Below are 21,917 nucleotides of genomic sequence, written 5' to 3'. Positions count from 1 at the left end.
TGCCCATCCGATGTGTAACCCGTGACGGTCCCCTGGAAAAGACGGTCCAAGAAGAGAAATGGAGAAACCATGCTTGCCGTCGTCATTCCAGCCCATAACGAGGCTTATCTAATCGGTCAGTGCATCCGGTCGATTATTCGCGCGTCCCGTCATTCCAATCTCGAGGGCGAGGAAGTCCGTATTTTTGTGGTGATGGACAGTTGCACTGACGGCACGGGGCTGATCGCCGCGTCGCTGGGCGCGCAGATCTTATCGGTGGAGATGCGCAACGTCGGCGCGGCGCGCGCGATGGGTGCACAGGCAGCGCTGGCGCAGGGCGCCCGGTGGTTGGCTTTCAGCGACGCTGACACAACGGTTGCGGAAGACTGGCTCGTGCAGCAGCTTAACTGTCGAACCGACGTGGTGTGTGGAGTCATCAGTATCGAGAACTGGGCCGGACACGGTGCCGCGGTCCGCAGGGACTTCACGACGACTTATCGGGACCGCGACGGGCACCGCCATGTTCACGGCGCGAATTTGGGCGTGTCCGCGGCGGCGTACGTGGCGGCTGGCGGATTCAGACCATTCGCATCCAATGAGGACGTGGCATTCGTCGAAGCGCTGATTGCCGCAAACGCATCCGTCGCTTGGAGCGCCGCAACGCGAGTGGTGACCAGCGCCCGTCTTGATTCGCGCGCGCCTAACGGCTTCGGCGCGGCGCTGCGGGCGGTCAGTCTGCAATTGGCTGCGGCGGACGGGATGGCGAATGACACAGTATCGCAGGCGTGCGAGGATTCGGAGCGTTTCGACGCTGCGCCTTAACTGCTTCGCCTGACTCAACGTGGGATAAGTGAGTGAGATTCCCTGCGCTCACCACCTGTCGCAAGCAACCCCGTCAACCTGGCAGAGACGGGCGCCTGCAAGTATGCTATCGGACTCGGCGATCGATCCACGCATACAGCACGGGAGCAACGTGAAAAAGACGGAGTTGCGAAACGACCTATTGGAACTGCGCGAACTCATCCGCGAGTTTGTCGACGAGCGTGACTGGGACCAATTCCACACGCCGAAGAATCTGGCGACAGCGTTAAGTGTCGAGGCAAGCGAGCTACTGGAGCCTTTTCAGTGGCTTGTTTCGGGTGACAAAAGCGAACTCGACGAAGCGAAGCAGACAGCTATCCGGCATGAGATGGCCGACGTTCTGGTGTACCTCGTTCGCCTTGCAGACAAGATGGATGTCGACCTCTTTCAGGCTGTGGTGGAAAAGATGGCGCTCAATCGGGAAAAATATCCCGCCGACAAAGTACGCGGCGACTCACGCAAGTACTCCGAGTACGAAGACTAGAGTCAACGAGCCTTCCCCCCAGCCTCACCCGCAATTCAGGAGTGTCAGTCGATGTCGGTTTCGTCATCCGCCACCACACGCCCCGGCGCTTCCTCTCTAATCACATCGCTGGTCGCGGCCGCGTTGTTCATGGAAAACCTCGACGGCTCGATCATCGCAACCGCGCTACCGCAGATGGCGCATTCGTTTCACATCACGCCGGTCGAACTGAGCATCGGCATCACGTCGTATCTGTTGACGCTCGCGGTCTTCATCCCGATCAGCGGCTGGATCGCCGACAGGGTTGGTGTGCGCACGGTGTTCACGGCTGCGCTTGCGATCTTCACCGCCGCATCAGTGCTGTGCGGACTGACCGACAACCTGGTCGAATTCACCGGCGCGCGGATTGTGCAAGGCATTGGCGGCGCGATGATGGTGCCGGTCGGACGGCTCGCCGTGCTGCGCGCCACGCCGAAGGAAGGCCTGATGCGCGCGATCTCGATCATCACGTGGCCGGGGCTGGTCGCGCCAGTCCTCGGACCGCCGCTGGGCGGGTTCATCACCACGTATTCGTCGTGGCGCTGGATCTTCTATCTGAACGTGCCGCTCGGACTCGTGGGCGTGGCGCTGGCGTGGCGCTTCATCAGCGCGGAACGCGACACGGATCGTCGTCCGTTCGACATGTTGGGTTTCGTGTTGACCGGCGTGGCGGGCACGTCGGTGATGTACGCGATGGAGGCGATCGGCCGCGCCGACACGTCATGGCGCACGGCGCTGTTGTTTCTGGCGATCGGTCTCGCGGCTTGCGCGGCGGCGTGGTTTCATCTGCGACGCAGCGCGCATCCGATGGTCGATCTGTCGGCGTTCCGGATCAAGACGTTTATGGTGGCGATCGGTGGCGGGTCGCTGTTCCGGATCGCGATCGGCTCGGTGCCGTTTCTGCTGCCGTTGATGTTTCAAGTCGGCTTCGGCATGAATCCGTTTCAGTCGGGCTTGCTCACGCTCGGGGTATTCGCCGGCAATCTGTCGACGAAACTCGTCACGACGCAGATCTTGCGGCGCTTCGGCTTTCGCACGGTGCTTCTGTACAACGGCGCGTTCGCCGCGGTGACGCTGGCGAGCATGAGTCTGCTAACGGCCTCCACACCGTATGGATGGATCCTCTTTGCGCTATTCGTCAGCGGCGTCGCGCGGTCGTTGCAATTCACTGCGATCAACACGCTCGGCTTCGCGGATGTGCCCAAGCAGCAGATGAGCGGCGCGTCCACCTTGTCGAGCACCCTGGGCCAGATGACGATGGGCATGGGCGTTGCAGCCGGCGCGATTGCGTTACGGATCGCGGCGTGGTGGCACGGACACGATGCGCAAACATTGGCTCCGGCCGATTTCACCATCGCGTTTCTGATGATGGCGGTATTGAGCGTGATCGCGATAGCCGATGTCTTTTCGCTGTCACCCGATGCCGGCGCGCATGTCAGCGGACATCGTAGGGCGGGCGAGAAGTCATGACGAAACAGTCGAAAGCGCTCTCGACATATTCGACACTGAACCGCACAAGCAATGTTCTACGCCCAGCTTAAAAGATAAACCGCGACACGCGAGCATCGCGGCCCGCGGCTCAAATCGACTTCACTTCTCCACCGTCCATCCGTAAGGTCGATCCTGTCATCCAGCGCGCCTCAGGCGACACGACGAACGCCATCAACGCGGCAATTTCCTCCGGCGTGCCGTAACGCGCAATACCGGCTTCAACGGGAAACTTTGCCGTCGCTTCTTCGACGGACATGTTGTGCAGCGGCGCCCAATGCTCCAGGTATGAGCGTCGCCGGCCGGTCATCACGGGCCCTGGCAGCACGCTGTTGACCTGCACGCCGTCGGCGATGCCGCGATCCGAGAACGCTTTCGCGAGCGCCACGATCGCCGCGTTGATCGTGCCCACCGCCGCATAGGGCGCCTTGGGAAACAGTGCCGAATTCCCGGACATCAGCACGACCGATCCTGAGCTTTCCTTCAGCGCCGGCCACGCCGCGATCGTCAACCGTCGCGCGCCGTGCAGCTTGAGCGCGAGACCATGCTCCCATTGCTCGTCGGTCATCTCGAGCACGTCGATCTGCGGGACTGCGCCTGCAATGTTGAGCAGCGCGTCGATCCGTCCGAAGATCGCGAGCGTCTCGTCGACGACCTGGCGGGCGACGTCGGGCTCAGAGAGGTCGGCGTCGATAACGAGCGTTTCGGCACCGGCCTTCTTCACCTCGACGGCGGTCTCTTCGAGGTTCGCGCGGTTGCGCGCCACGAGCACGATCGAATCGAAATCTCGCGCCAGTCTGATGGCGGTGGAACGGCCGATACCCTGGCTTGCGCCCGTCACGATTGCGACTTTGCTGGACATGTTGCTTCTCCTGATTGGTTGAATGAAGCGCGGTTCAGTGCTTCGGACAGGTCAGTGGTTAAGGAAGTCCGAAATGGCCGCGGCGATTTCCGTGGCGTGCGTCTCCAGCGCGAAGTGGCCGGTATCGAAGAAGCGCACTACGGCGCCCGGGATGTCGCGCCGGAATGCGTCGGCGCCGGCGGGCAGAAAGAAGGGATCGTTTTTGCCCCACACGGCGAGCAAGGGCGGCTGATGCGTGCGGAAGTATTGCTGGAACGCGGGGTACAGCGCGACGTTGCTTTGATAGTCGCGGAACAGGTCGAGTTGTACTTCGTGCGCACCTGGCCGGCTCAGATAGAAGTCGTCGAGCGAGTAACCATCAGGCGACACGGACGCCGTGTCGAGCACCCCGTGCGTGTACTGCCAGACGGTCGTTTCGTGCGTGAGCAGTGCGCGAAGTGCGTCCCGATTCGACGGCGAAGCGTCTTGCCAATACGCGCGGATGGGATTCCAGCCTTCGCTCAATCCTTCTTCGTAGGCGTTGCCGTTCTGCGAAATGATCGCGGTGATCCGCTCGGGATGTCGGATCGCAAGGCGGAAACCGGTCGGCGCGCCGTAGTCGAATACGTAGACCGCAAAACGGTCGAAGCCGATCACCTCGGTGAAATGCTCGATGACGTTGGCGATGTTGTCGAACGTGTAAGCGAAATCGTCGCGGCTGGGCATATCGGACTGACCGAAGCCCGGCAGATCCGGCGCGACGATATGGAAACGGTCGGCGAGCTCCGGAATCAGGTCCCGAAACATATGGCTCGAGCTCGGAAAGCCGTGCAGGAGCAGCAGCTTTGGGGCACCGGGGCGGCCGGCTTCACGGTAGAACACCTTGAAGCCGTCGACGTCGGCGTGACGATAGGCAATTGAAGTCATGGTCTCTCTCCTGAGGGAAACAGAGTTAAACGGGTGACGAAAGGCGCCGTGCGATGTTCGGTATCGCAGGTCGCACAGAACTCGCGGATAACGTTAGCGAGTGGAAATCGACTGGACCGCTTCGGCGATGACATGCGTAACCGCGTCGGGAGCCGTCACGATCGGCGTGTGGTCGGCCTCATAGGACCGCACGTGTGCATTCATGCGAGCTGCCATGAAATGCTGGGTGTCCGGGTTGATCATCCGGTCCTGTTCGGCGATCAGGAACCAGCTTGGACGGTCTTTCCACGGCGGACGCCCGACCGGTTCGCCGATGCACGACACGGAAATCGGACGCTGCACGGCAGCGAGCACCGCCAACTCCTGAGGCGTCGCGTGCTGCGCGAACGCCTGAGCGAATGCCTCTTGCGGCAGCCATATCAATCCGTGTCGATCCGGCGCGAGTTTCGGCGCCAGCGAATGCGCTTCGCCGCGATAGAACACGTCGCCGACCGTTTCTCCTTCATCCGGCGCCAGCGCGGCAACGTAGACCAATGCACCGATTTTTTCGGACCGGCTCGACCCGATCACGGCGCCGGCATACGCATGACCGGCCAGCACCACCGGACCTTCGATCCGCTCCAGCGTCCGGTCGAGCGCGGCCACATCCTCACTCAGCGACGTGAGCGGCAGTGGAACCGCAACCGCATCGATCCCGTGTTCCTTCAGACCCTCGATCACCTTGCTCCAGCTCGATCCGTCCGCCCATGCGCCGTGCACCAGCACTGCGCTCACATTGCCAGAAGACATGTCCCGCTCCTTTGAAGATAGTGAATGCTGCTTGCGAAATGCAGCCAGGTTCGCCGCGTTTGTGTAACCTGTTTAATGCTGTTTTAAAGGTTACTAACTTGATATGTAACTTGTCAAGTACGTTTTTAGTGGTTACGATACTGACATCGTCATTGCAGATTGATTACAAGAAAATGGACTACCGTCAGATTCCCGCGATATTCGTTGCCGACGCGCCGGGCCTCGATTTCCTGAACTCGGTCGCGACACCCGTGGATGAAGAGGTCGACTGGATCAGCGATGGAGCCGGATTGCTGGCCTGGCTGGAGCAGGCCGGAATGGCCCCGCGCGCCGCGCTCACTGCACTGCGGTCGCAGGCCACGCCAGCCGAACTCGACGCCGTTGCGGCGCAGGCTCGGGCGCTGCGCGAATGGTTCAGGGGATTTGCGCAGAAAAGGAAGGGGCGGCCGTTGACAGCGAGAGATTTACGCGAGCTCGCGCCGCTGAATCAACTGCTCGAGCGGGATGACCGATATGGAGAAATCGTCGCCGATGCGACGGGCGAGGCGTCGCCCTTTGAACTCCGGACGAATCGGCGTTGGAAGTCGCCGGAGTCGTTGCTGATGCCCATTGCCGAAGCGCTGGCGAACCTGGTGTGTGACGAGGACTTCACGCACGTGAAGGCATGTGAAGGTCCGCGCTGCACGTTGATGTTTGCGGATCACACGCGGGGCCACGCGCGCCGCTGGTGCAGCATGGCAATTTGCGGGAACCGCGCGAAGGTTGCCGCTCACCGAAAGCGGCTCAAGGAGCAACAAGGCGAGTGACGTAACGTGGTGAGCGATTCGGCGTTGTACTGAGGTCTGTTTTGGAGGCGTGATATGGATCACATCAAGGCGATTGCATTCGATTTGTACGGCACCCTTTTCGATGTCCACTCGGTGGTGGCGCGGTGCGATCAACAATTTCCGGGGCGCGGACGTGAAATCAGCACGCTCTGGCGACAGAAGCAACTCGAATACACGTGGCTGCGGAGTCTGATGAACCGCTACGTCACTTTCGAGGAGGCGACGGAAGACGCATTGCGCTTCACCTGCCGGCACCTTCGGCTCGATCTGGGCGATGAAGCCTGCAGGACGCTCTGCGATGCATACCTGCGCCTGCAGCCGTTCCCCGAAGTGCCCGGTACGCTGCGCGAATTGCGTCGGCGAGGACTGAAGCTCGCCGTACTGTCGAACGGTTCGCCTCATTCGATCGGCGCCGTGGTGGGGAACTCGGGACTTCGCGCCGAGTTCGACCATCTGCTGAGCGTCGACCCGGTCCGCGTGTACAAACCGGATGACCGCGCTTACCTGCTGGCGGAGCAGGCTTTCGGGCTCGCTCGAACGTCGATCCTGTTCGTGTCGTCGAATGCGTGGGATGCAACGGGGGCTCGCTATTTCGGCTTTCCGACATGCTGGATCAATCGTAGCGGCAATGTCTTCGAAGAAATGGGCCAGACACCCGACTGGCAACTGCAAGGTCTTGACGGATTGCCAGCGCTATTCGATGGCGGCGCCGGCGCGTCGATGCAGCGCTGATTCCTGGAGCATGCTGCTCGGAAGCGGCCATTCGCTGAATGATGAAAACGACAAAACGCGAATCGCCGCAACGGCCAAACTAATCACACCACGCCGCGGTTGCCTTTGAGAAGTGAGAAGTGGGAAGTGAGAAGCGGCGATATTCACGCAAGTCGTTCGGGCGAATCTGCGAGCACTTCTGGCGCGCAGCTATAATCGCGCTCGAACATGGCTAGGGGAAGTTACTCGTGAAAAAGATCGCTGCCTTTACGCTCGTTGCGCTTGTACTGACTGGTTGCTCGTCTGCCGAAAAGCAGGAGCAGCAAGAGCAGAAGTTCCTCCACAACGAAACGAATCTTGCCGCCGCCCAACGCAATGCGGCGGTCAACTGCGACCCGGCGAACTGCGACGCGGCTTGGGCGCTGACGAAACGCTATATCGAGCAGCATTCCGATACGGCCGTGACGCGCGCGGACGCGGTCGCAATCGACACCGACGTGCCGAGTGGTTCGGGCAAGGTTGCCTTTTCGGCGACCCGCGCGGCAAAAGGCTCGGGCGCGACCTTGACTCTCTTTGCGCAGTGCCGCGGCATGTATGGGCCGGACAACGCCAAAGGTTCGGACTATGACGAGTGCGCCGAGAAGATCCTCAAGACACAGACCGGCTATGTGGCGTTTCTCAGGGCACATGCGTCGGGTCAGTGACGCCTGGCGTTGCCGCCGCCTACCACTTGCTGTTTCCGATCGATTAGCCAGGCGGTAGCGACGGCTCCCACAATCAACGGTGCCCCCACTAGCATCCCAGCTGTGGGGCGTTCCTCGAGAAAAGCCCACCCCAGCATCACGGCAATCACTGGATTGACGAACGTGTATGTTGCGACCAGTGTCGGATCGACGCGGTCGAGCAACCAGACATACGCGGCGAATGACAGGACGGTACCTGCGAGAATCAGGTAGCCAAGCGCAAAAAGCGAGTCTGCTGAGACTGCCTGGACCCGGAAGCCGCGTAGTTCTCCCGTTATCGCGCACAACACAGCGAGCGTTGCGCCACCCGCTAACAGTTCGACCCCCGCTAGCGTAAGCGCGGGAGTCTTGCCCTTATGTCGCTGAGTCAGGACCGTTCCTAGTGCCCACGAAAGGCTTGCGCCGAGCAACGCGGCAAGCCAGGGCAACTCCATTCCGTGCGAGCCCGACGAGGGTGCTGCCCACGCGATGACGGCGACGCCGGCAAAACCTACACCCAGTGCACAAATAGTGGCCGGCACAGGACGACGTTCTCCCGGAAGCAAAAAGCGCAGCATGGCAATCCAGAACGGAATGGTCGCCAGAATGACGGCGGCGATTCCTGACGGCACATGCTGCTGCGCAATTGCCAGAACGCCGTGGCAGCCGACGAAGAAAAGCAGGCCGCATGCGACGCCATGAATCAATAACTGAGCGGACGGGAGGCGCTGATTGTGCAGCAGGCTCCACCCGAGCAGGATCAAACCGCCAATCACGCAGCGTGTTCCCATCAGAATCATCGGTGGGAACGAGCGCAAGCCGATCGCAACGGCAAGATAGGTCGACCCCCAAACGAGATAAATGGCAGAGAACGCGAGTAGCGGTCGAGTCGACATAACGGGTCCGTTCGCTGATCTGTATAACCGGTTAACAGGTTATACTTTCAAGGCGGATTTACAAGAGGCATTTAGCATGACCGTCCAGAATGAAAAAGCTCGGCCGCGCAGGGCGTCGCATGTCGACGAGGAGTTGGCCATTCGGTTCGTGAACACGGTCGCGTGGCGCCGGTCCGATGAGCAGGAAGAGCGTTTGCCATCCGCTGAGGGTCTGCTTCGGTGGTTTGCCGAGGCCCGACTGTTCGATGCGGGTTTTTTGCGCGCGTTGTCGCTTGAATGGAAGGGCGATCCTGTCCTCGCCAAAAACGGATACCAGACAGCTTTATCGTTGCGCGAGACGATTTACCGGGCGCTTCAGAGCGCGGCGTCGGACAAGGCCCCAGCGAAAACCGACCTTTCGCTTCTGTCCCAGTTGCTCAATGCGGGCCCTCCTGGCATGCAGCTATCGGTCCAGCGAGGGCGCTATCTATGGAACGCCGACGGGCACGCGAATGGCGTGTGTGTTCTGCTCATGCCTGTGGTCATATCCGCTTTGGCGCTGCTAACCGGTCCCCATTCGCATAAGGTGAAGCAGTGTCAGGACGACCGGGGCTGCGGATGGCTTTTCGTGGATGAAAGTCGTGCGCAGAACCGGCGTTGGTGTTCGATGGGCGACTGCGGGAACCGTGCAAAAGCCCGCCGTCACTATGTGCGCCAACGCGACGCTGATGTTTAGACAGGGCTTATTGCGCTTACGCATTACTGAACCCTCAATCGCTGCCGCAGGAAGCATCAATCTGAGGGCGACCTACGCCCAGAGCATCACACTCGCCCAAGATTGCATTTGTGCCCAGCACGAACCATACTTGTTCTCTCCAGCCTTGTTCGCGGTGAATGGCGATGAACGGTAACGATCCCGATGGCGATCACCACGCGCACCCGCACACCGACACTCACGACCACCACGGTAGTGCTTTGTCGGAGATGGATCTGCGTGTCCGTGCTCTGGAATCCCTGCTGGTCGAGAAAGGGTATGTCGATCCGCACGCGTTGGACATCCTCATCGAAACCTATGAGCACAAAGTCGGGCCGCGCAATGGCGCCCGCGTGATCGCAAAGGCTTGGCGTGATCCGGCGTACAAACAGTGGCTACTCGACGACGCCACTGCAGCGATCGCGTCGCTCGGCTACACGGGCCGACAGGGCGAGCACATGATCGTGCTGGAAAACACGCCCGCCGTACACAATATGGTGGTCTGCACATTGTGCTCGTGCTACCCGTGGCCTGTGCTCGGACTTCCACCGGTATGGTACAAATCGGCGCCTTATCGGTCGCGTGCCGTCATCGATCCTCGTGGCGTATTGAAGGAGTTCGGCTTCGAGTTACCCGCGGCAGTCGAGTTTCGCGTGTGGGATTCGACTGCGGAGGTTCGATACCTCGTGTTGCCCATGCAGCCGCCCGGCACCGGCGATTTCTCCGAAGAGGCGCTAGCTGAACTGGTAACACGTGATTCGATGATCGGCACCGGATTGCCGAAGGCTCCTGAGTCGACATGGGGGACACCATGAACGGCGCGCAGGATCTCGGTGGTATGCAGGCTTTCGGTCCGATATGTCCCGATAACGAAGTCCCGCCCTTTCACGCCGACTGGGAGCGCAGGGTGCTCGCGACCACGATTGCCATGGGCGCAATCGGTAAGTGGAACATCGATATGTCGCGTGCTGCGCGGGAGAGTTTGCCGCCGGCGCAATACCTTTCCAGCAGCTACTACCAGATCTGGTTCGAGGGTTTGAAAAAACTCATCCTGAGCACCGGTCTGGCTACGGCCGACGAAATCGAGTCAGGCAAGTCGATGAATCAAGCGGCGCCGGTTCCACGCGTGTTGATGGCCAGCGACGTATCCGCGACGCTGCTACGAGGCAGTCCCGTCGAGCGACCCGCGGCCGTTGAAGCAAAGTTTGCCGTTGGCGATTGGGTGCAGGCTCGTCAAATCAATCCTTCGTCGCATACTCGTTTGCCGCGTTATTGTCGGGGCAAACGCGGGCGCATTGTTGCCGTGCACGGCACGCATGTCTTTCCCGATACCAACGCGATCGGCCTGGGCGAGCAACCGCAATGGCTCTATACCGTGCGCTTCGACAGTGCGGAGCTTTGGGGGAGTGATACGACTGCGGCGTCGGTATGCGTCGATTGCTGGGAACCGTATCTCGAGCCGCCGCCGGCACCATGACTGATGCTCTAACGAAACTACCTGAACTGCGAGCCGCGTTGCCAGCACTGCCTTGCGACGACGCAGGGCCGGTTTTCAACGCGCCGTGGGAAGCCCAGGCGTTTGCCATGACCCTGGCGTTGCACGAGCGCGGCATGTTCACCTGGGCCGAGTGGGCAACGTGCTTGAACGAGGCAATCCGCGACGCACAGGCCGCCGGCGACGCAGACCACGGCGACACGTACTACTCGCATTGGCTGACAGCGCTGGAGCGCATCGGCACGATCAAGGGACTCGTGACCGACGACTCGCTTCTGCGTCGCCGTGGCGCGTGGGATGCGGCAGCGCGCCGCACGCGGCATGGACAGCCGATCGAACTCGAATGACGGTCTGCACGCATCGTCAGTCGGGAATCTCGGGCTCGACCAGCTTCGCCAACTGAACAAGCGACTCCTGCCAACCGAGGTAGCACATCTCCACAGGAATGACCTCGGGCACGCCCTCCTGCAAAATGGTGAGTTCGGTTCCGCACGATACCTGCCGCAATGAAATGGTGGCCTGCATCTCGCCCGGCAGGTTCGGGTCGTCGAATCGGTCCGAGTAGCGGATCTTCTCGAACGGCACCAGTTCGAGATACTCGCCGCCGAACGAGTGGCTGTTGCCGGTGCCGAAGTTACGGAAGGACATCTTGTGGGTGCCGCCGACTTTGGCATCCATGTGGTGGACCTGACAGGTGAACCCGTACGGAGGAAGCCACCTCACTATCGCGTCCGGTTCGAGGAAGGCACGATAGATGCGTTCAGGTGTAGCGCGCAAGACGCGGTGCAGATGGATGGTTCCGGTAGCCATGGTGTGTTCTCCTTTCATTAGAGAAGTTGGACATACTGCAACGACGATCCGACGACGCCGGTATCGACACAGGTTAAGACCAGGAAAAACCCGGGTGCGCCGCGCGGTCCAATATCGCAAATCGACGGCAAGCTTAGTCCATCGGTGTGGTTCACCCATCCCATCGCGCTGGACATGTCTTTTTATCAAGTCATCCACGCGCCTGTTCCCCATTTACTACAGCCTCTGCGATCCCTTCGCGCTGGCGCCATGCGTTCGGCAGTTTGTGATTTCAATTTAGCCCCATCTGTTTTGTTTATCGCGTTCTGAAACGCTGTGAAAACCTCTTCGCGGAGCAGTACGGCCATGGGATCCCGAAAACGCTTTACGGGGCGCGGCTTGCCGATATCGTCAGATCAAGGGATAGGATGTACGACGGCACTTTCAAGCTGTTAACTCATGGTTTACCCGTACTTCCTGTAAGTCCCTGCAATTCATACCTTTGTATCCCGAGACGCCCGCACCTTCTATCGGCCAGCAAGAAGCGCCTTAGGCTCAGCGCTTGCGCTGCGCTTCTGCACCCGCTGCCTGAGTTTGTTGCGTCGGCGGTCCAAATGAGTTTTTGAAGGAGTACAGGTATGGCACGGATCATCGGAGGCATCGCTGCCTCGCACACACCAACCATCGGTTTTGCTTTCGATAAGAACAAGCGTGACGATCCCGTGTGGGCACCCATCTTCGAAAACTTCGCGCCGTTGGCCGACTGGCTCGCCGACAAGCGCCCTGACGTGCTGCTGGTCATCTACAACGACCATGTCACTTCGTTCTTCTTCGACCACTATTCCGCGTTCACGCTAGGCGTGGGACCCGAGTGGAACGTCGCCGACGAAGGGGGCGGCGCACGCGATCTGCCGCCGATCAAAGGTCATCCTGAGTTGGCCGCGCACATCGGCACTTCGCTGATGACCGACGAGTTCGACATGTCGTTCTTTCAGAACAAGGCGCTCGATCACGGCTGCTTTTCGCCGCTATCGATGCTTTGCCCGCACAAGCCCGAATGGCCGGTGAAGCTCGTGCCGCTGCAGATGGGCGTGCTGCAACTGCCGGTGCCGAGCGCTCGACGCTTTTACAAGCTTGGACAAGCGTTGCGACGTGCAATCGAGAGCTACCCCGAAGATCTCAAAGTCGCGATCGTCGCAACGGGTGGCCTATCGCATCAAGTGCATGGAGAGCGTGCGGGTTTCAACAATCCCGAATGGGATCAGCGCTTTCTCGATCTCTTCGAAAACGATCCCGAGCAACTGGCCGAGATGACGATCGCCGAATACGCGGAACTGGGCGGATTCGAAGGCGCGGAAGTGATCATGTGGCTGACGATGCGGGGCGCCCTGCCGTCCAGCGTCGTTTGCAAGCATCGCAGCTACTACCTGCCGTCGATGGCAGGCATCGCGACTGCGATCTACGAAGGCGAAGAGGGTGAGACGAAGCCTTCCGTCGTCGAACGTCACCGCCAGCGGATGGCGGTTCAACTCGCCGATGTCGAGAAACTCGAGGGCACCTATCCGTTCTCGATCGAAGTCGCCGTGCGCGCCTATCGGATCAACGATTACCTTCACCGGATGGTCGAACCCGCTCATCGCGAAGCGTTTCTGAACGATCCGGAAGCGAGCTTCGAAGCGGCCGGGTTGAGTGAAGAAGAGCGCGACCTGATCCGCCGCCGCGACTGGCGCGCGTTGCTGCACTACGGCGTGATCTTCTTCATGCTCGAAAAGCTCGGTGCTGTAACGGGCGTGTCGAATCTGCACATCTACGCCGCCATGCGCGGCGAAACGCTGGAGGCTTTCCAGCGCACCCGCAATGCGCCCGGCGCACTGTACTCGGTGGCGGGAAAAACCGCTGGAAAACTCGATTGGGACAACGCAGAAAAAGGCAAGAGCTGAAGGGTGAAAGTACCGCGCCGATGCTTTCGCCACCAGGCGGAGTGTCGGACTCAAAAGAAGCATGGCATGACGGCAAACAACACGAGCAATTACGTCATTAGCCAAAGCAAGGAGACAGGAGTAAATCGATGACAAACGGAAAAGCGATTGACATTAAGGCGTTTATCGACCAGCGAGCCATCTCGCCCTACCAGTGGTTACTGGTGGCGCTGTGCTTTCTCATCGTGACGGCCGACGGCATGGACGTGGCGATCATGGGCTTTGTGGCGCCCTCGATCATCCACGATTGGGGGATTTCACGCCCAGCATTTGGCCTCGTGATGAGCGCGGCGCCGCTGGGACTCGTCATCGGCGCGCTGGCGGCGGGTCCGGCTTCGGATCGTATCGGACGTAAGTGGGTTCTGATTACCTCGGTTTTCCTCTTCGGCATTTTCACCATCGCGACGGCTTTCACTCACTCGCCCATGGAAATGGCGGCGCTGCGGTTGCTGACCGGTATCGGCCTCGGCGCCGCGATGCCGAACACGACGACGCTTCTGTCCGAGTACGCGCCTCAGCGCAAGCGCTCGCTGATGATCACGATCATGTTCACCGGCTTTAATCTCGGCTCGGCATTGATCGGCTTTGCGGCCGGCTGGCTGATTCCCGTCCACGGCTGGCGTTCGGTTCTGATTTTCGGTGGTGCTCTGCCGTTGGCGCTGATTCCGTTGCAAGTGTGGCTGCTGCCGGAATCCGCCCGCCTGCTCGCGGTGCGTGGCGCATCGCCGGCGCGTATCGGCGCTGTTCTCGGCCGAGTATGCGGTGAGCGCTTTACCGGCGACGAGGTGTTCGTTTCCAACGAACCGCCGTTGCCCACGCGCAAGCCGATCGGCGTGCTCTTCTCGCAAGGCTATGGCTTCATGACGGCGGCGCTTTGGGTGACCTATTTCATGGGTCTGCTCGTCATCTATCTGCTGACGGGCTGGCTGCCGACGCTCATGAAAGACGCAGGCTTGACGGTCACCTCGGCCGCTAACGTCACGGCGATGTTCCAGATCGGTGGAACGATCGGCGCCATTCTTGTGGGATGGGTGATGGACAAGGTGCGGCCTGCACGGGTGATCAGCGCGGCTTACCTCGGCGGCGCGCTGTGCGTTCTCGCACTCGCATGGATCGGCGCACTGTCGTCGTCGCTGGCCTTGCTGGTATTCGCGGCGGGATTCTGCATGAGCGGCGCGCAGACGGGGTTGAATGCGTTTGCGCCTGGCCGTTATCCCACGGTTGCGCGTGCCACTGGCGTGAGCTGGATGCTTGGCATGGGGCGCTTCGGCAGCATCTTCGGCTCCGCCATCGGCGGCGCGCTGCTCGGACTCGGTTGGCAGTTCGGCGCGATTCTCGCGATGCTGGCCGTACCCGCGACATTGGCTGCGCTCGCCATCATGGTCGCGCAACGAGCGAGGACCGGCGACCCCGCTGTGCAGCCGACCGTGGCGCACTGAGAAAACCATCGGGCGGTGCTTTGCGTGGCATCGCCCGATAAACGAATCAACTGTTGGAGTAAAGATGATCATCGATATTCACGGCCACTATACGACGGCGCCCAAGGCGCTGGAGCAGTGGCGCAACCGCCAGATCGCGGGCATCAACAATCCTTCGGAAATGCCGAGGGTCTCCGAGTTGCAGATCAGCGACGACGAGTTGCGCGAATCGATCGAGAGCAACCAGTTGCGGTTGATGCGCGAGCGCGGGCTCGACCTCACCATCTTCAGTCCGCGCGCGAGTTTCATGGCGCATCACATCGGCGATTTTCAGGTTTCCAATACGTGGGCGGCGATCTGCAACGAGTTGTGCTTCCGTGTGAGCCAGCTGTTCCCCGATCATTTCATCCCGGCCGCGATGCTTCCGCAGAGTCCGGGCGTCGATGTCGCCACCTGCATTCCGGAACTCGTCAAATGCGTGGAGCAGGACGGCAACGTGGCGATCAATCTCAACCCGGATCCGTCGGGCGGTCACTGGACCAGCCCGCCGCTGTCCGATCGTTACTGGTATCGGATCTACGAGAAGTTGGTCGAGTACGACATCCCCGCGATGATCCACGTGAGCACGAGTTGCAACGCGTGCTTCCACACGACCGGCGCGCACTACCTGAACGCCGACACGACCGCGTTCATGCAGTGCCTCACGTCGGACCTGTTCCGCGATTTCCCCACGCTGCGGTTCGTGATTCCGCACGGCGGCGGCGCGGTGCCCTATCACTGGGGACGCTTTCGCGGACTCGCGCAGGAACTGAAGAAGCCCTTGCTGAGAGACCATCTGCTCAACAACGTGTTCTTCGACACCTGTGTGTATCACCAGCCGGGCATAGACCTGCTCACGCGCGTGATTCCGGTGGACAACATCCTGTTTGCAAGCGAGATGATCGGCGCCGTGCGCGGCATCGATCCGGAGACGGGTAACTATTTCGACGACACGAAACGCTACATCGAGGCCGCGCATATCGATGCTGACGAGCGCTACAGGATTTACGAAGGTAACGCACGCCGCGTCTATCCGCGCCTCGATGCAGCATTGAAGACGAAGGGACATTGATCATGTATGAACTAGGTGTGGTGTATCGCAACATCCAGCGGGCAGATGGCGACGTCGCCGCAAAACTCGGGGCGCTCGGAACCGCCACCGTGCATGAGGCAATGGGTCGTGTCGGTCTGCTGAAGCCGTATATGCGCCCGATCTATGCCGGCGCGCGCGCCCACGGTACGGCCGTCACGGTGCTGCTGCAGCCGGGCGACAACTGGATGCTGCACGTCGCGGCGGAGCAGATCCAGCCGGGCGATATCGTCATTGCCGGTGTCACGGCGGACTGCACGGACGGCTATCTCGGCGACCTGCTGGCGACGAGCTTCAAGGCGCGCGGCGCGCACGGTTTGATCATCGACGCCGGTGTACGCGACGTGAGCGTGCTGGCGGAGATGAAATTCCCGGTGTGGAGCAAGGCGATCTCGGCCAAAGGGACGGTCAAGGCGACGCTCGGTTCGGTGAACATTCCGGTGGTGTGCGCCGGGGCGCTGGTGAATCCGGGCGATGTCGTCGTCGCGGATGAAGACGGCGTGGTGGTGGTCCCCGCTGCGTCGGCGCGGAAGGTGCTCGACAAGGCGGCGGCGCGCGAAGCCAACGAAGGCGAGAAGCGTGCGAAGCTGGCTTCGGGTGTGCTCGGCCTCGATATGTACAGCATGCGCGAGCCGCTAAAACAGGCCGGGCTGCGTTACATCGATTGAGAGGCAGAGAAACCATGAGCAAGCAGCTCACTGGCATCTCGTCGATGGCCACGCGCCAAGTGCTCGCCGAGTTGGTCCAGGACTATGAGCGACTAACGGGGCAGCCTGTGGTCGTCAGGTCTGTTGGCGGTGTCGATGCCGCCCGTCGCGTCGAGAACGGCGACGGGTTCGACTTTGTCGTACTGGCTGCCGATGTGATTGATCGGCTGGAGGCCGCCGGCCATGTCGTTTCGGGCAGCCGGGTCGACGTGGCTCGTTCCGGGGTGGCAATCGCGATGGCAGCCGGGGCGCCGCGACCCGATGTCGGCACTGAGGCGGCGCTTCGCGACGCCGTTCTCGCCGCGCGCAGTATCGGGTATTCGACGGGACCCAGCGGTTCGCACCTGAGCCGTTTGTTCGAGCGCTGGGGCATTGCCGACGCGCTCGCATCGCGGATCGTACAGGCACCGCCCGGTGTTCCGGTCGGCGCACTGGTTGCACGCGGGGAAGTCGAGTTGGGTTTTCAGCAGTTGAGCGAATTAATGCACTTGCCGGGAATCGATGTCATCGGCCCTATGCCTGCGGAAGCTCAGATCGTGACCGTCTTTTCAGCCGGCATATGTACGGCATCCGCGAAGAAACATGTCGCGAAGGCGTTCCTTTCTTTTCTGGCTTCGTCACAATGCGATCGAGCCAAGCTGAGTCAGGGAATGGAGCCTGCTTAAAACCTGAAGAACTCACCGCTCCTTCTTTTGCGCCTGCGCAGCGACCATCCAGCAGACCACTGCACCCGCAGCCCAGCCGCATGCGAACATCAGTTCGAGGTCGAACAGGCTTTGGAAATTCTCCGCGTTTTCGTAGCTGCATGTTCGATGAGTTCGAAACTGGATACAGCCGGATTGAGCGTACTGGAAAACGACAAATAATTTATACAGACCGAACATCGTGAATGCCAGCGCAAGAAGCGCCAGTTTCGTTGGTTTTTTCATCGCATGGTCCGTTGGTTCAGTCTGACAGGATACCAATTGTCGGCGAGACACACGCGCTGATTTCCCTCATTCGACATGTCGCGGGAAATCGTAGAGAATCGGTTGGCATATCCCGCTGCGGATTGGCGCACTTGCGACTTTCCTTCCACGCGTCTTCAAACGACACAAGGAGCCAGCATGCCCAAGGTCGATCTCGCCACTGTGCCCGCACTGAATGGCTCGGGTTATCCGCCGCCATTCGACGCGCCTTGTGCTGCACGTACGCGCAAGCGTCTGGGCGAGGCGGGTGGGCTTCGCGATTTCGGCGTCAATCTCATGACCTTGCCGCCCGGCGGTTGGTCCAGCCAGCGTCACTGGCACAGCCACGAGGACGAGTTCGTTTATGTGCTCGAGGGCGAAGTGACGCTTATCGAAGACGACGGCGAGACGCTACTGCGCGCGGGTGATTGTGCGACGTTTGCGCGAGGGACCGGCAACGGCCATCATCTGATCAACCATTCCTCCGCGATGGCGGTTTATCTGGAGGTGGGCTCGCGTAATCCGGATGACCTCACCACCTGTTCCGATATCGACATGATGAGCGCCAACGCCGACGGCCGGTTCGTGCATAAGGACGGCACGCCGTATCTCGAGTCATAGAGGGCGAACCACGTGTTGTCCGCGTTCGTTACGGCGGATCGTTGGTCCCGCTTGACTCACACACGGCCTCAGTGCTTATAGTCCAGACGATTGCCGTAGGTGATCGAATGCCAATGCCGTACGGTCACGGCGTGCTTTTCTGAGCGCTCATTAAGCGGTGCAGTCGCTACCTCCCATTGTGGCCGTATAAAAGGAGACCAGAATCGATGAATAAAGATCCAATAGACGCATCGGAACGTATTGACGAGCTGATCGCCGGACTAACGGACTGGCGTGGCAAAACGTTCGCGAGTGTCCGCAAGGTCATCCTTGAGTCCGACCCGGAGATAATCGAGGAATGGAAGTGGATGGGAAGCCCGGTGTGGTCTCGCGACGGCATGATCGCGGTCGCCAACGCGCACAAAGGGAAGGTGAAGGTTACCTTTGCGCACGGGGAGGGCATCGCGGATCCTGACAAGCTCTTCAATGCGGGTCTCGAAGGCAACGCGCGACGAGCGATCGATTTTTTGGAAGGCGATAAGGTCAAGGCGCGCGCGCTAAAAAATCTCGTCCGCGCCGCTATTGAGTATAACCAGACTCATTTGAAGAAGAACAAAGCACCCGCGAGTACGCGGGCGAAAGTAACCAGGAGTAAAGCGACGTGACGGTAAGTCCGTCGGTTACCTGGAGTGGAAAGACATAGCGCAGGTCTGTGCGGGCGTGACTGCGGTGGCCACCTTCAGCATTCAGCGTTGCATAGATCGCATAAAGTGGCCCCTTCACACTGGACTCCCCCAAATAGACCCGTTAGTCTAAGAACATTGCACGACGCAGTCTCGCGATGCTGTTCCTAACCGATAACGTGGGAGCCGAAACATGGAAGTGAGCACAGAAGCGCTTGTTGACATGCTGCGAGAGGTCGAAGCCGACGACCCGATCGACTACGCCGATCTTCCTTTCGGAGAGCAGGAACTCAGGCGTCTGGTGATGACTTCTCTGGTCGAGCGCCACCACCAGGTCGAGGCCGGCAACATGTCGGTGTCGGACATCCATGCGCTGTACCTCCTGAGCACCGCCAAGCTGGTTCTCGAAAACACGGTGCTTCACGCCAGGCTGCTTCTGCTTCAGGGGCAGCAGATCGATGTGCAGTCTCTGCTGGCGCCATTCACGCTCAAGGGCAAATCATAGGCCGGGCAAGGAAGGCTCCTAACCACAGGGCGAACCACGTCATCAAACAAGCGTGGTTCGCTAGCGTGAAGGCTGATCGACCCGAGCCGGGACGTTCAAGGCTAAGGGCGCGCGGCTGTATCAAAGAACTCCAGCCAACGGGTCACCAGACCGTCTTTGACTGTGAAGATATGCACCCATTCTGATTCGAACGATTTGCCTGTCGCCTTGATGGTCGACGCGACAAAGCCGAGTACGATAATGTGCTCGCCCGCATCGATGAATTCACGAGGCTCGAGGCGGGTAATTTCCTCAGCCGAAAAGAGGTCATCGAAATATTGCTGCACGTCCGCGCGCGTGCGACATTGGGTGGCATACGGGAGACTGGCGGGCCCCACCACTCGCCAGTCAATGTCACCGGGAATCAGCGCCAGCAGCGCGTCAATATCGCCCCGGCCAAAGGCGGCGTATGCGTCTTTGACGACCTGCATCGCGTTGCTCATGTCAATCTCCCGGGCGACAGCCAGCGTGAACGTAGAGAAGCACGCAGACACGGACGGACGCGTCGCTCCGCTATCGACAGTAACTGCGTCCTATCATAGAACCCGTTCGGTCGAAATACACGCTGCAGCGCGGTTCGTTCGGCCGGCGCGCGGAGACAAAACGCCGCTCCGCCGCCAGTCGCTCAGTTCTGAAAGTAATTCAGGCCAAGCGCAGCTTTCACCTCGGATACCGTCGCACCCGCCACTTCCCGCGCGCGCATCGTCCCGCGGCGCAGGACGTTCAGCACCTCCGCGCGATCGGCTTCGAACTCGCGGCGGCGCTCCCGGATGGGGGCGATCATCGACTGCAGTCGTTCGTTGAGCACACGCTTGACCACGCTGTCGCCAAGGCCGCCGCGGCGGTAGTGCGCTTTGAGTTCGTCGACCATCGGGACGTCCGGCTCGAACGCGTCGAGGAACGCGAACACAACATTGCCTTCCACCTGGCCCGGATCATTGACGCGCAGATGGTTAGGGTCGGTGTACATGTTGTTCACGGCCTTGGTGATTTCGTCCGGCGTCGCGCCCAGTGTGATTGCGTTCCCCAGCGACTTGCTCATCTTGGCTTTGCCGTCGATGCCTGGCAGCCGCGCAACGTGCGAGAGCACGGCTTCGCATTCGACCAGCACCTGTTGATCGACCGTGTTGTTGAAACGGCGCACCAGTTCGTTGGTTTGTTCGATCATCGGCAACTGGTCGTCACCGACAGGTACGCGCGTCGCCTTGAACGCGGTGATGTCGGCGGCTTGGCTGACCGGGTACGTCAGAAAGCCGGCGGGGATATCCCGCTCGAAACCGCGCAGCACGATTTCCGCCTTGATGGTCGGATTGCGCTCGAGGCGCGCGACCGTCACGAGATTAAGCAGGTACTGGGACAGTTCCGCCAGCTCGGGCACCTGCGACTGAATGACGATGGTCGACTTCGCCGGGTCGATGCCGACCGCGAGATAGTCGAGCGCCACCTCGATGACGTTTTCCGTGACTTTCTGGTGCCGGCCGACGTTGTCGGTCATGGCCTGCGCGTCGGCAAGCAGGAGAAACTGCTGCGCTTCGTGCTGAAGCTGCACGCGCGAGCGCAACGAGCCGATGTAGTGGCCAAGGTGCAGCGGGCCGGTCGTGCGGTCGCCGGTGAGGATAATAGGCTGGGTCGTGAGCGGTTTTGCGTCTGTCATGGTCTGGGGTTGTGCGTTTGTCGATACCACCAGCCGTCAGCGCACACAAACAAAAATGCCGCCAGGACTGGCGGCATCACGTTTCGATGGTCGAGTGGAAACGGGCCGCCTAAGTCAGGCGCGCCACCAACAAATCAGCGTGATCGGCTTCGTATCCATTAGCAGAGTATAACGCGGCGGATCGCCATGGCGTCAACGGCGGGCCGGAAAGTGCGCCGCGACGGCCGCTTCCGTTGTTGCGGACCAGTCACGCCGACGCGCCGTGCAAACCGCCATGCAACCATGACACACCGCCGCCTACGCCGCCGAAAAAACGACCGCTGCGGCGTCCTCGACCTGCGTGAAAGTGCGTACAAAGCGATAGGCCTGGCCGCCGATCTCCATCTCGTTGACGCCCGAGCGGGTCAGTTCCAGCATCTCATTGGCGAGCGGGATGGCAATCGTGCCGAGCTTCTTCATTTCCTCGATCAGACCGGCCGGGTCGCCCAGGTAGACGGTGCAAACGTCGGTCGTGTGGCGCGTCATGACCACGCTCGACGCCTTGTCGAGCGAGAGTTCGAGATACTCGACCAATGTCTGCAGCGACTCTGGCACGGGCCCGTGAGAGCCGTTCATCGATGTATTTGCGACTGTCATTCTGGAGTCCCCCATCGCGCCGATCTGCGGGTAGGCCGCTGGAGATCAGCGGTGCATCCA

The 21,917-nt window shown here is 60.6% G+C and carries 27 protein-coding genes; 18 read left to right on the top strand and 9 right to left on the bottom strand.

Annotated elements, in window-relative coordinates:
* Positions 1-69 precede the first annotated feature (69 nt).
* The 3 genes from P0D73_RS09130 to P0D73_RS09120 all read left to right on the top strand — a co-directional run bounded on the left by P0D73_RS09130 (position 70) and on the right by P0D73_RS09120 (position 2,812).
* The gene (locus P0D73_RS09130; RefSeq protein WP_408177351.1) at positions 70-801 is read left to right on the top strand and encodes a glycosyltransferase family 2 protein; all 732 of its coding nucleotides are present in this window, start codon (positions 70-72) and stop codon (positions 799-801) included.
* 151 nt (positions 802-952) lie between these two features.
* The gene (locus tag P0D73_RS09125; RefSeq protein WP_408177350.1) at positions 953-1,324 is read left to right on the top strand and encodes a nucleotide pyrophosphohydrolase; all 372 of its coding nucleotides are present in this window, start codon (positions 953-955) and stop codon (positions 1,322-1,324) included.
* A 51-nt stretch (positions 1,325-1,375) separates the two neighbouring features.
* A complete protein-coding gene (locus P0D73_RS09120; protein ID WP_132379022.1) occupies positions 1,376-2,812 on the top strand; it encodes an MFS transporter in 1,437 nt (478 codons plus the stop codon).
* A 109-nt stretch (positions 2,813-2,921) separates the two neighbouring features.
* On the opposite strand, the gene P0D73_RS09115 is transcribed toward P0D73_RS09120, so the two are convergent.
* From P0D73_RS09115 to P0D73_RS09105, 3 genes are all read right to left on the bottom strand, one after another.
* The gene (locus tag P0D73_RS09115; RefSeq protein WP_408430985.1) at positions 2,922-3,692 is read right to left on the bottom strand and encodes an SDR family oxidoreductase; all 771 of its coding nucleotides are present in this window, start codon (positions 3,690-3,692) and stop codon (positions 2,922-2,924) included.
* 51 nt (positions 3,693-3,743) lie between these two features.
* On the bottom strand, positions 3,744-4,598 hold the full coding sequence (locus P0D73_RS09110) for an alpha/beta fold hydrolase (RefSeq protein WP_408177348.1): 855 nt from the start codon (positions 4,596-4,598) through the stop codon (positions 3,744-3,746).
* 93 nt (positions 4,599-4,691) lie between these two features.
* Positions 4,692-5,387 carry an alpha/beta hydrolase gene (locus tag P0D73_RS09105; protein WP_408177347.1) on the bottom strand — a complete coding sequence of 232 codons (696 nt, stop codon included), beginning with the start codon at positions 5,385-5,387 and terminating at the stop codon, positions 4,692-4,694.
* A gap of 173 nt (positions 5,388-5,560) precedes the next feature.
* On the opposite strand from P0D73_RS09105, the gene P0D73_RS09100 reads away from it, so the two are divergent.
* The 3 genes from P0D73_RS09100 to P0D73_RS09090 all read left to right on the top strand — a co-directional run bounded on the left by P0D73_RS09100 (position 5,561) and on the right by P0D73_RS09090 (position 7,629).
* Entirely contained in the window at positions 5,561-6,193 is a 633-nt protein-coding gene (locus tag P0D73_RS09100; RefSeq protein WP_408177472.1) for a CGNR zinc finger domain-containing protein, read from the top strand.
* Between the two features lie 54 nt (positions 6,194-6,247).
* Positions 6,248-6,946 (top strand): haloacid dehalogenase type II, encoded by a 699-nt coding sequence (locus P0D73_RS09095; protein WP_408430982.1) that lies wholly within the window; start codon positions 6,248-6,250, stop codon positions 6,944-6,946.
* 227 nt (positions 6,947-7,173) lie between these two features.
* Positions 7,174-7,629, top strand: a complete 456-nt coding sequence (locus P0D73_RS09090) for an META domain-containing protein (RefSeq protein ID WP_408430979.1) — start codon at positions 7,174-7,176, stop codon at positions 7,627-7,629.
* Here the strand turns inward: P0D73_RS09090 and P0D73_RS09085 are convergent.
* On the bottom strand, positions 7,623-8,543 hold the full coding sequence (locus P0D73_RS09085; RefSeq protein ID WP_408177344.1) for an EamA family transporter: 921 nt from the start codon (positions 8,541-8,543) through the stop codon (positions 7,623-7,625). The genes P0D73_RS09090 and P0D73_RS09085 overlap by 7 nt on opposite strands.
* A gap of 76 nt (positions 8,544-8,619) precedes the next feature.
* Between P0D73_RS09085 and P0D73_RS09080 the strand changes: the two genes are divergently transcribed.
* The 4 genes from P0D73_RS09080 to P0D73_RS09065 all read left to right on the top strand — a co-directional run bounded on the left by P0D73_RS09080 (position 8,620) and on the right by P0D73_RS09065 (position 11,118).
* The gene (locus P0D73_RS09080; protein ID WP_408430976.1) at positions 8,620-9,258 is read left to right on the top strand and encodes a CGNR zinc finger domain-containing protein; all 639 of its coding nucleotides are present in this window, start codon (positions 8,620-8,622) and stop codon (positions 9,256-9,258) included.
* Positions 9,259-9,416: 158 nt separating this feature from the next.
* Positions 9,417-10,091 carry a nitrile hydratase subunit alpha gene (gene nthA, locus P0D73_RS09075; protein WP_408430974.1) on the top strand — a complete coding sequence of 225 codons (675 nt, stop codon included), beginning with the start codon at positions 9,417-9,419 and terminating at the stop codon, positions 10,089-10,091.
* A complete protein-coding gene (gene nthB, locus P0D73_RS09070; RefSeq protein ID WP_408286348.1) occupies positions 10,088-10,753 on the top strand; it encodes a nitrile hydratase subunit beta in 666 nt (221 codons plus the stop codon). Before nthA ends, nthB begins: the two co-directional genes overlap by 4 nt.
* Entirely contained in the window at positions 10,750-11,118 is a 369-nt protein-coding gene (locus tag P0D73_RS09065) for a nitrile hydratase accessory protein (protein ID WP_408430971.1), read from the top strand. The genes nthB and P0D73_RS09065 overlap by 4 nt, the downstream gene beginning before the upstream one ends.
* Positions 11,119-11,134: 16 nt before the next feature.
* On the opposite strand, the gene P0D73_RS09060 is transcribed toward P0D73_RS09065, so the two are convergent.
* On the bottom strand, positions 11,135-11,581 hold the full coding sequence (locus tag P0D73_RS09060; RefSeq protein WP_408177340.1) for an SRPBCC family protein: 447 nt from the start codon (positions 11,579-11,581) through the stop codon (positions 11,135-11,137).
* A 617-nt stretch (positions 11,582-12,198) separates the two neighbouring features.
* Between P0D73_RS09060 and P0D73_RS09055 the strand changes: the two genes are divergently transcribed.
* The 5 genes from P0D73_RS09055 (at position 12,199) to P0D73_RS09035 (ending at position 17,458) form a co-directional block, all read left to right on the top strand.
* Positions 12,199-13,500 (top strand): gallate dioxygenase, encoded by a 1,302-nt coding sequence (locus P0D73_RS09055; protein WP_408430969.1) that lies wholly within the window; start codon positions 12,199-12,201, stop codon positions 13,498-13,500.
* A 128-nt stretch (positions 13,501-13,628) separates the two neighbouring features.
* On the top strand, positions 13,629-14,978 hold the full coding sequence (locus P0D73_RS09050) for an MFS transporter (protein WP_408430966.1): 1,350 nt from the start codon (positions 13,629-13,631) through the stop codon (positions 14,976-14,978).
* A gap of 64 nt (positions 14,979-15,042) precedes the next feature.
* Positions 15,043-16,068, top strand: coding sequence for an amidohydrolase family protein (locus P0D73_RS09045; protein ID WP_408430963.1), 1,026 nt, complete (start codon positions 15,043-15,045; stop codon positions 16,066-16,068).
* A 2-nt stretch (positions 16,069-16,070) separates the two neighbouring features.
* Entirely contained in the window at positions 16,071-16,754 is a 684-nt protein-coding gene (ligK, locus tag P0D73_RS09040; protein WP_408430961.1) for a 4-carboxy-4-hydroxy-2-oxoadipate aldolase/oxaloacetate decarboxylase, read from the top strand.
* 14 nt (positions 16,755-16,768) lie between these two features.
* Positions 16,769-17,458: a substrate-binding domain-containing protein gene (locus P0D73_RS09035; protein WP_408430959.1), complete on the top strand. Its 690-nt coding sequence runs from the start codon at positions 16,769-16,771 to the stop codon at positions 17,456-17,458.
* A gap of 12 nt (positions 17,459-17,470) precedes the next feature.
* Here the strand turns inward: P0D73_RS09035 and P0D73_RS09030 are convergent, their stop codons facing one another.
* Positions 17,471-17,722, bottom strand: coding sequence for a hypothetical protein (locus P0D73_RS09030; protein ID WP_408291780.1), 252 nt, complete (start codon positions 17,720-17,722; stop codon positions 17,471-17,473).
* A gap of 177 nt (positions 17,723-17,899) precedes the next feature.
* Between P0D73_RS09030 and P0D73_RS09025 the strand changes: the two genes are divergently transcribed.
* From P0D73_RS09025 to P0D73_RS09015, 3 genes are all read left to right on the top strand, one after another.
* Positions 17,900-18,361 carry a cupin domain-containing protein gene (locus tag P0D73_RS09025; protein WP_408177333.1) on the top strand — a complete coding sequence of 154 codons (462 nt, stop codon included), beginning with the start codon at positions 17,900-17,902 and terminating at the stop codon, positions 18,359-18,361.
* A gap of 206 nt (positions 18,362-18,567) precedes the next feature.
* On the top strand, positions 18,568-19,005 hold the full coding sequence (locus tag P0D73_RS09020; protein WP_408314370.1) for a DUF1801 domain-containing protein: 438 nt from the start codon (positions 18,568-18,570) through the stop codon (positions 19,003-19,005).
* A 211-nt stretch (positions 19,006-19,216) separates the two neighbouring features.
* A complete protein-coding gene (locus P0D73_RS09015) occupies positions 19,217-19,528 on the top strand; it encodes a hypothetical protein (RefSeq protein WP_132378986.1) in 312 nt (103 codons plus the stop codon).
* 101 nt (positions 19,529-19,629) lie between these two features.
* Here P0D73_RS09015 and P0D73_RS09010 read toward each other — a convergent pair whose 3' ends face one another.
* From P0D73_RS09010 to P0D73_RS09000, 3 genes are all read right to left on the bottom strand, one after another.
* Positions 19,630-20,010: a nuclear transport factor 2 family protein gene (locus P0D73_RS09010; RefSeq protein ID WP_408291775.1), complete on the bottom strand. Its 381-nt coding sequence runs from the start codon at positions 20,008-20,010 to the stop codon at positions 19,630-19,632.
* A gap of 182 nt (positions 20,011-20,192) precedes the next feature.
* Positions 20,193-21,221 (bottom strand): tryptophan--tRNA ligase, encoded by a 1,029-nt coding sequence (trpS, locus tag P0D73_RS09005; protein ID WP_408291773.1) that lies wholly within the window; start codon positions 21,219-21,221, stop codon positions 20,193-20,195.
* A 297-nt stretch (positions 21,222-21,518) separates the two neighbouring features.
* The gene (locus tag P0D73_RS09000) at positions 21,519-21,857 is read right to left on the bottom strand and encodes a hypothetical protein (protein ID WP_408177328.1); all 339 of its coding nucleotides are present in this window, start codon (positions 21,855-21,857) and stop codon (positions 21,519-21,521) included.
* Between the last annotated feature and the right edge of the window lie 60 nt (positions 21,858-21,917).

It is taken from the genome of Paraburkholderia sp. RL18-101-BIB-B (assembly GCF_046026985.1).
Classification (GTDB): Bacteria; Pseudomonadota; Gammaproteobacteria; order Burkholderiales; family Burkholderiaceae; genus Paraburkholderia.
The sequence above is the reverse complement of the archived record's forward strand: the minus strand, read 5'-3'. Positions and strand labels throughout refer to the sequence as shown.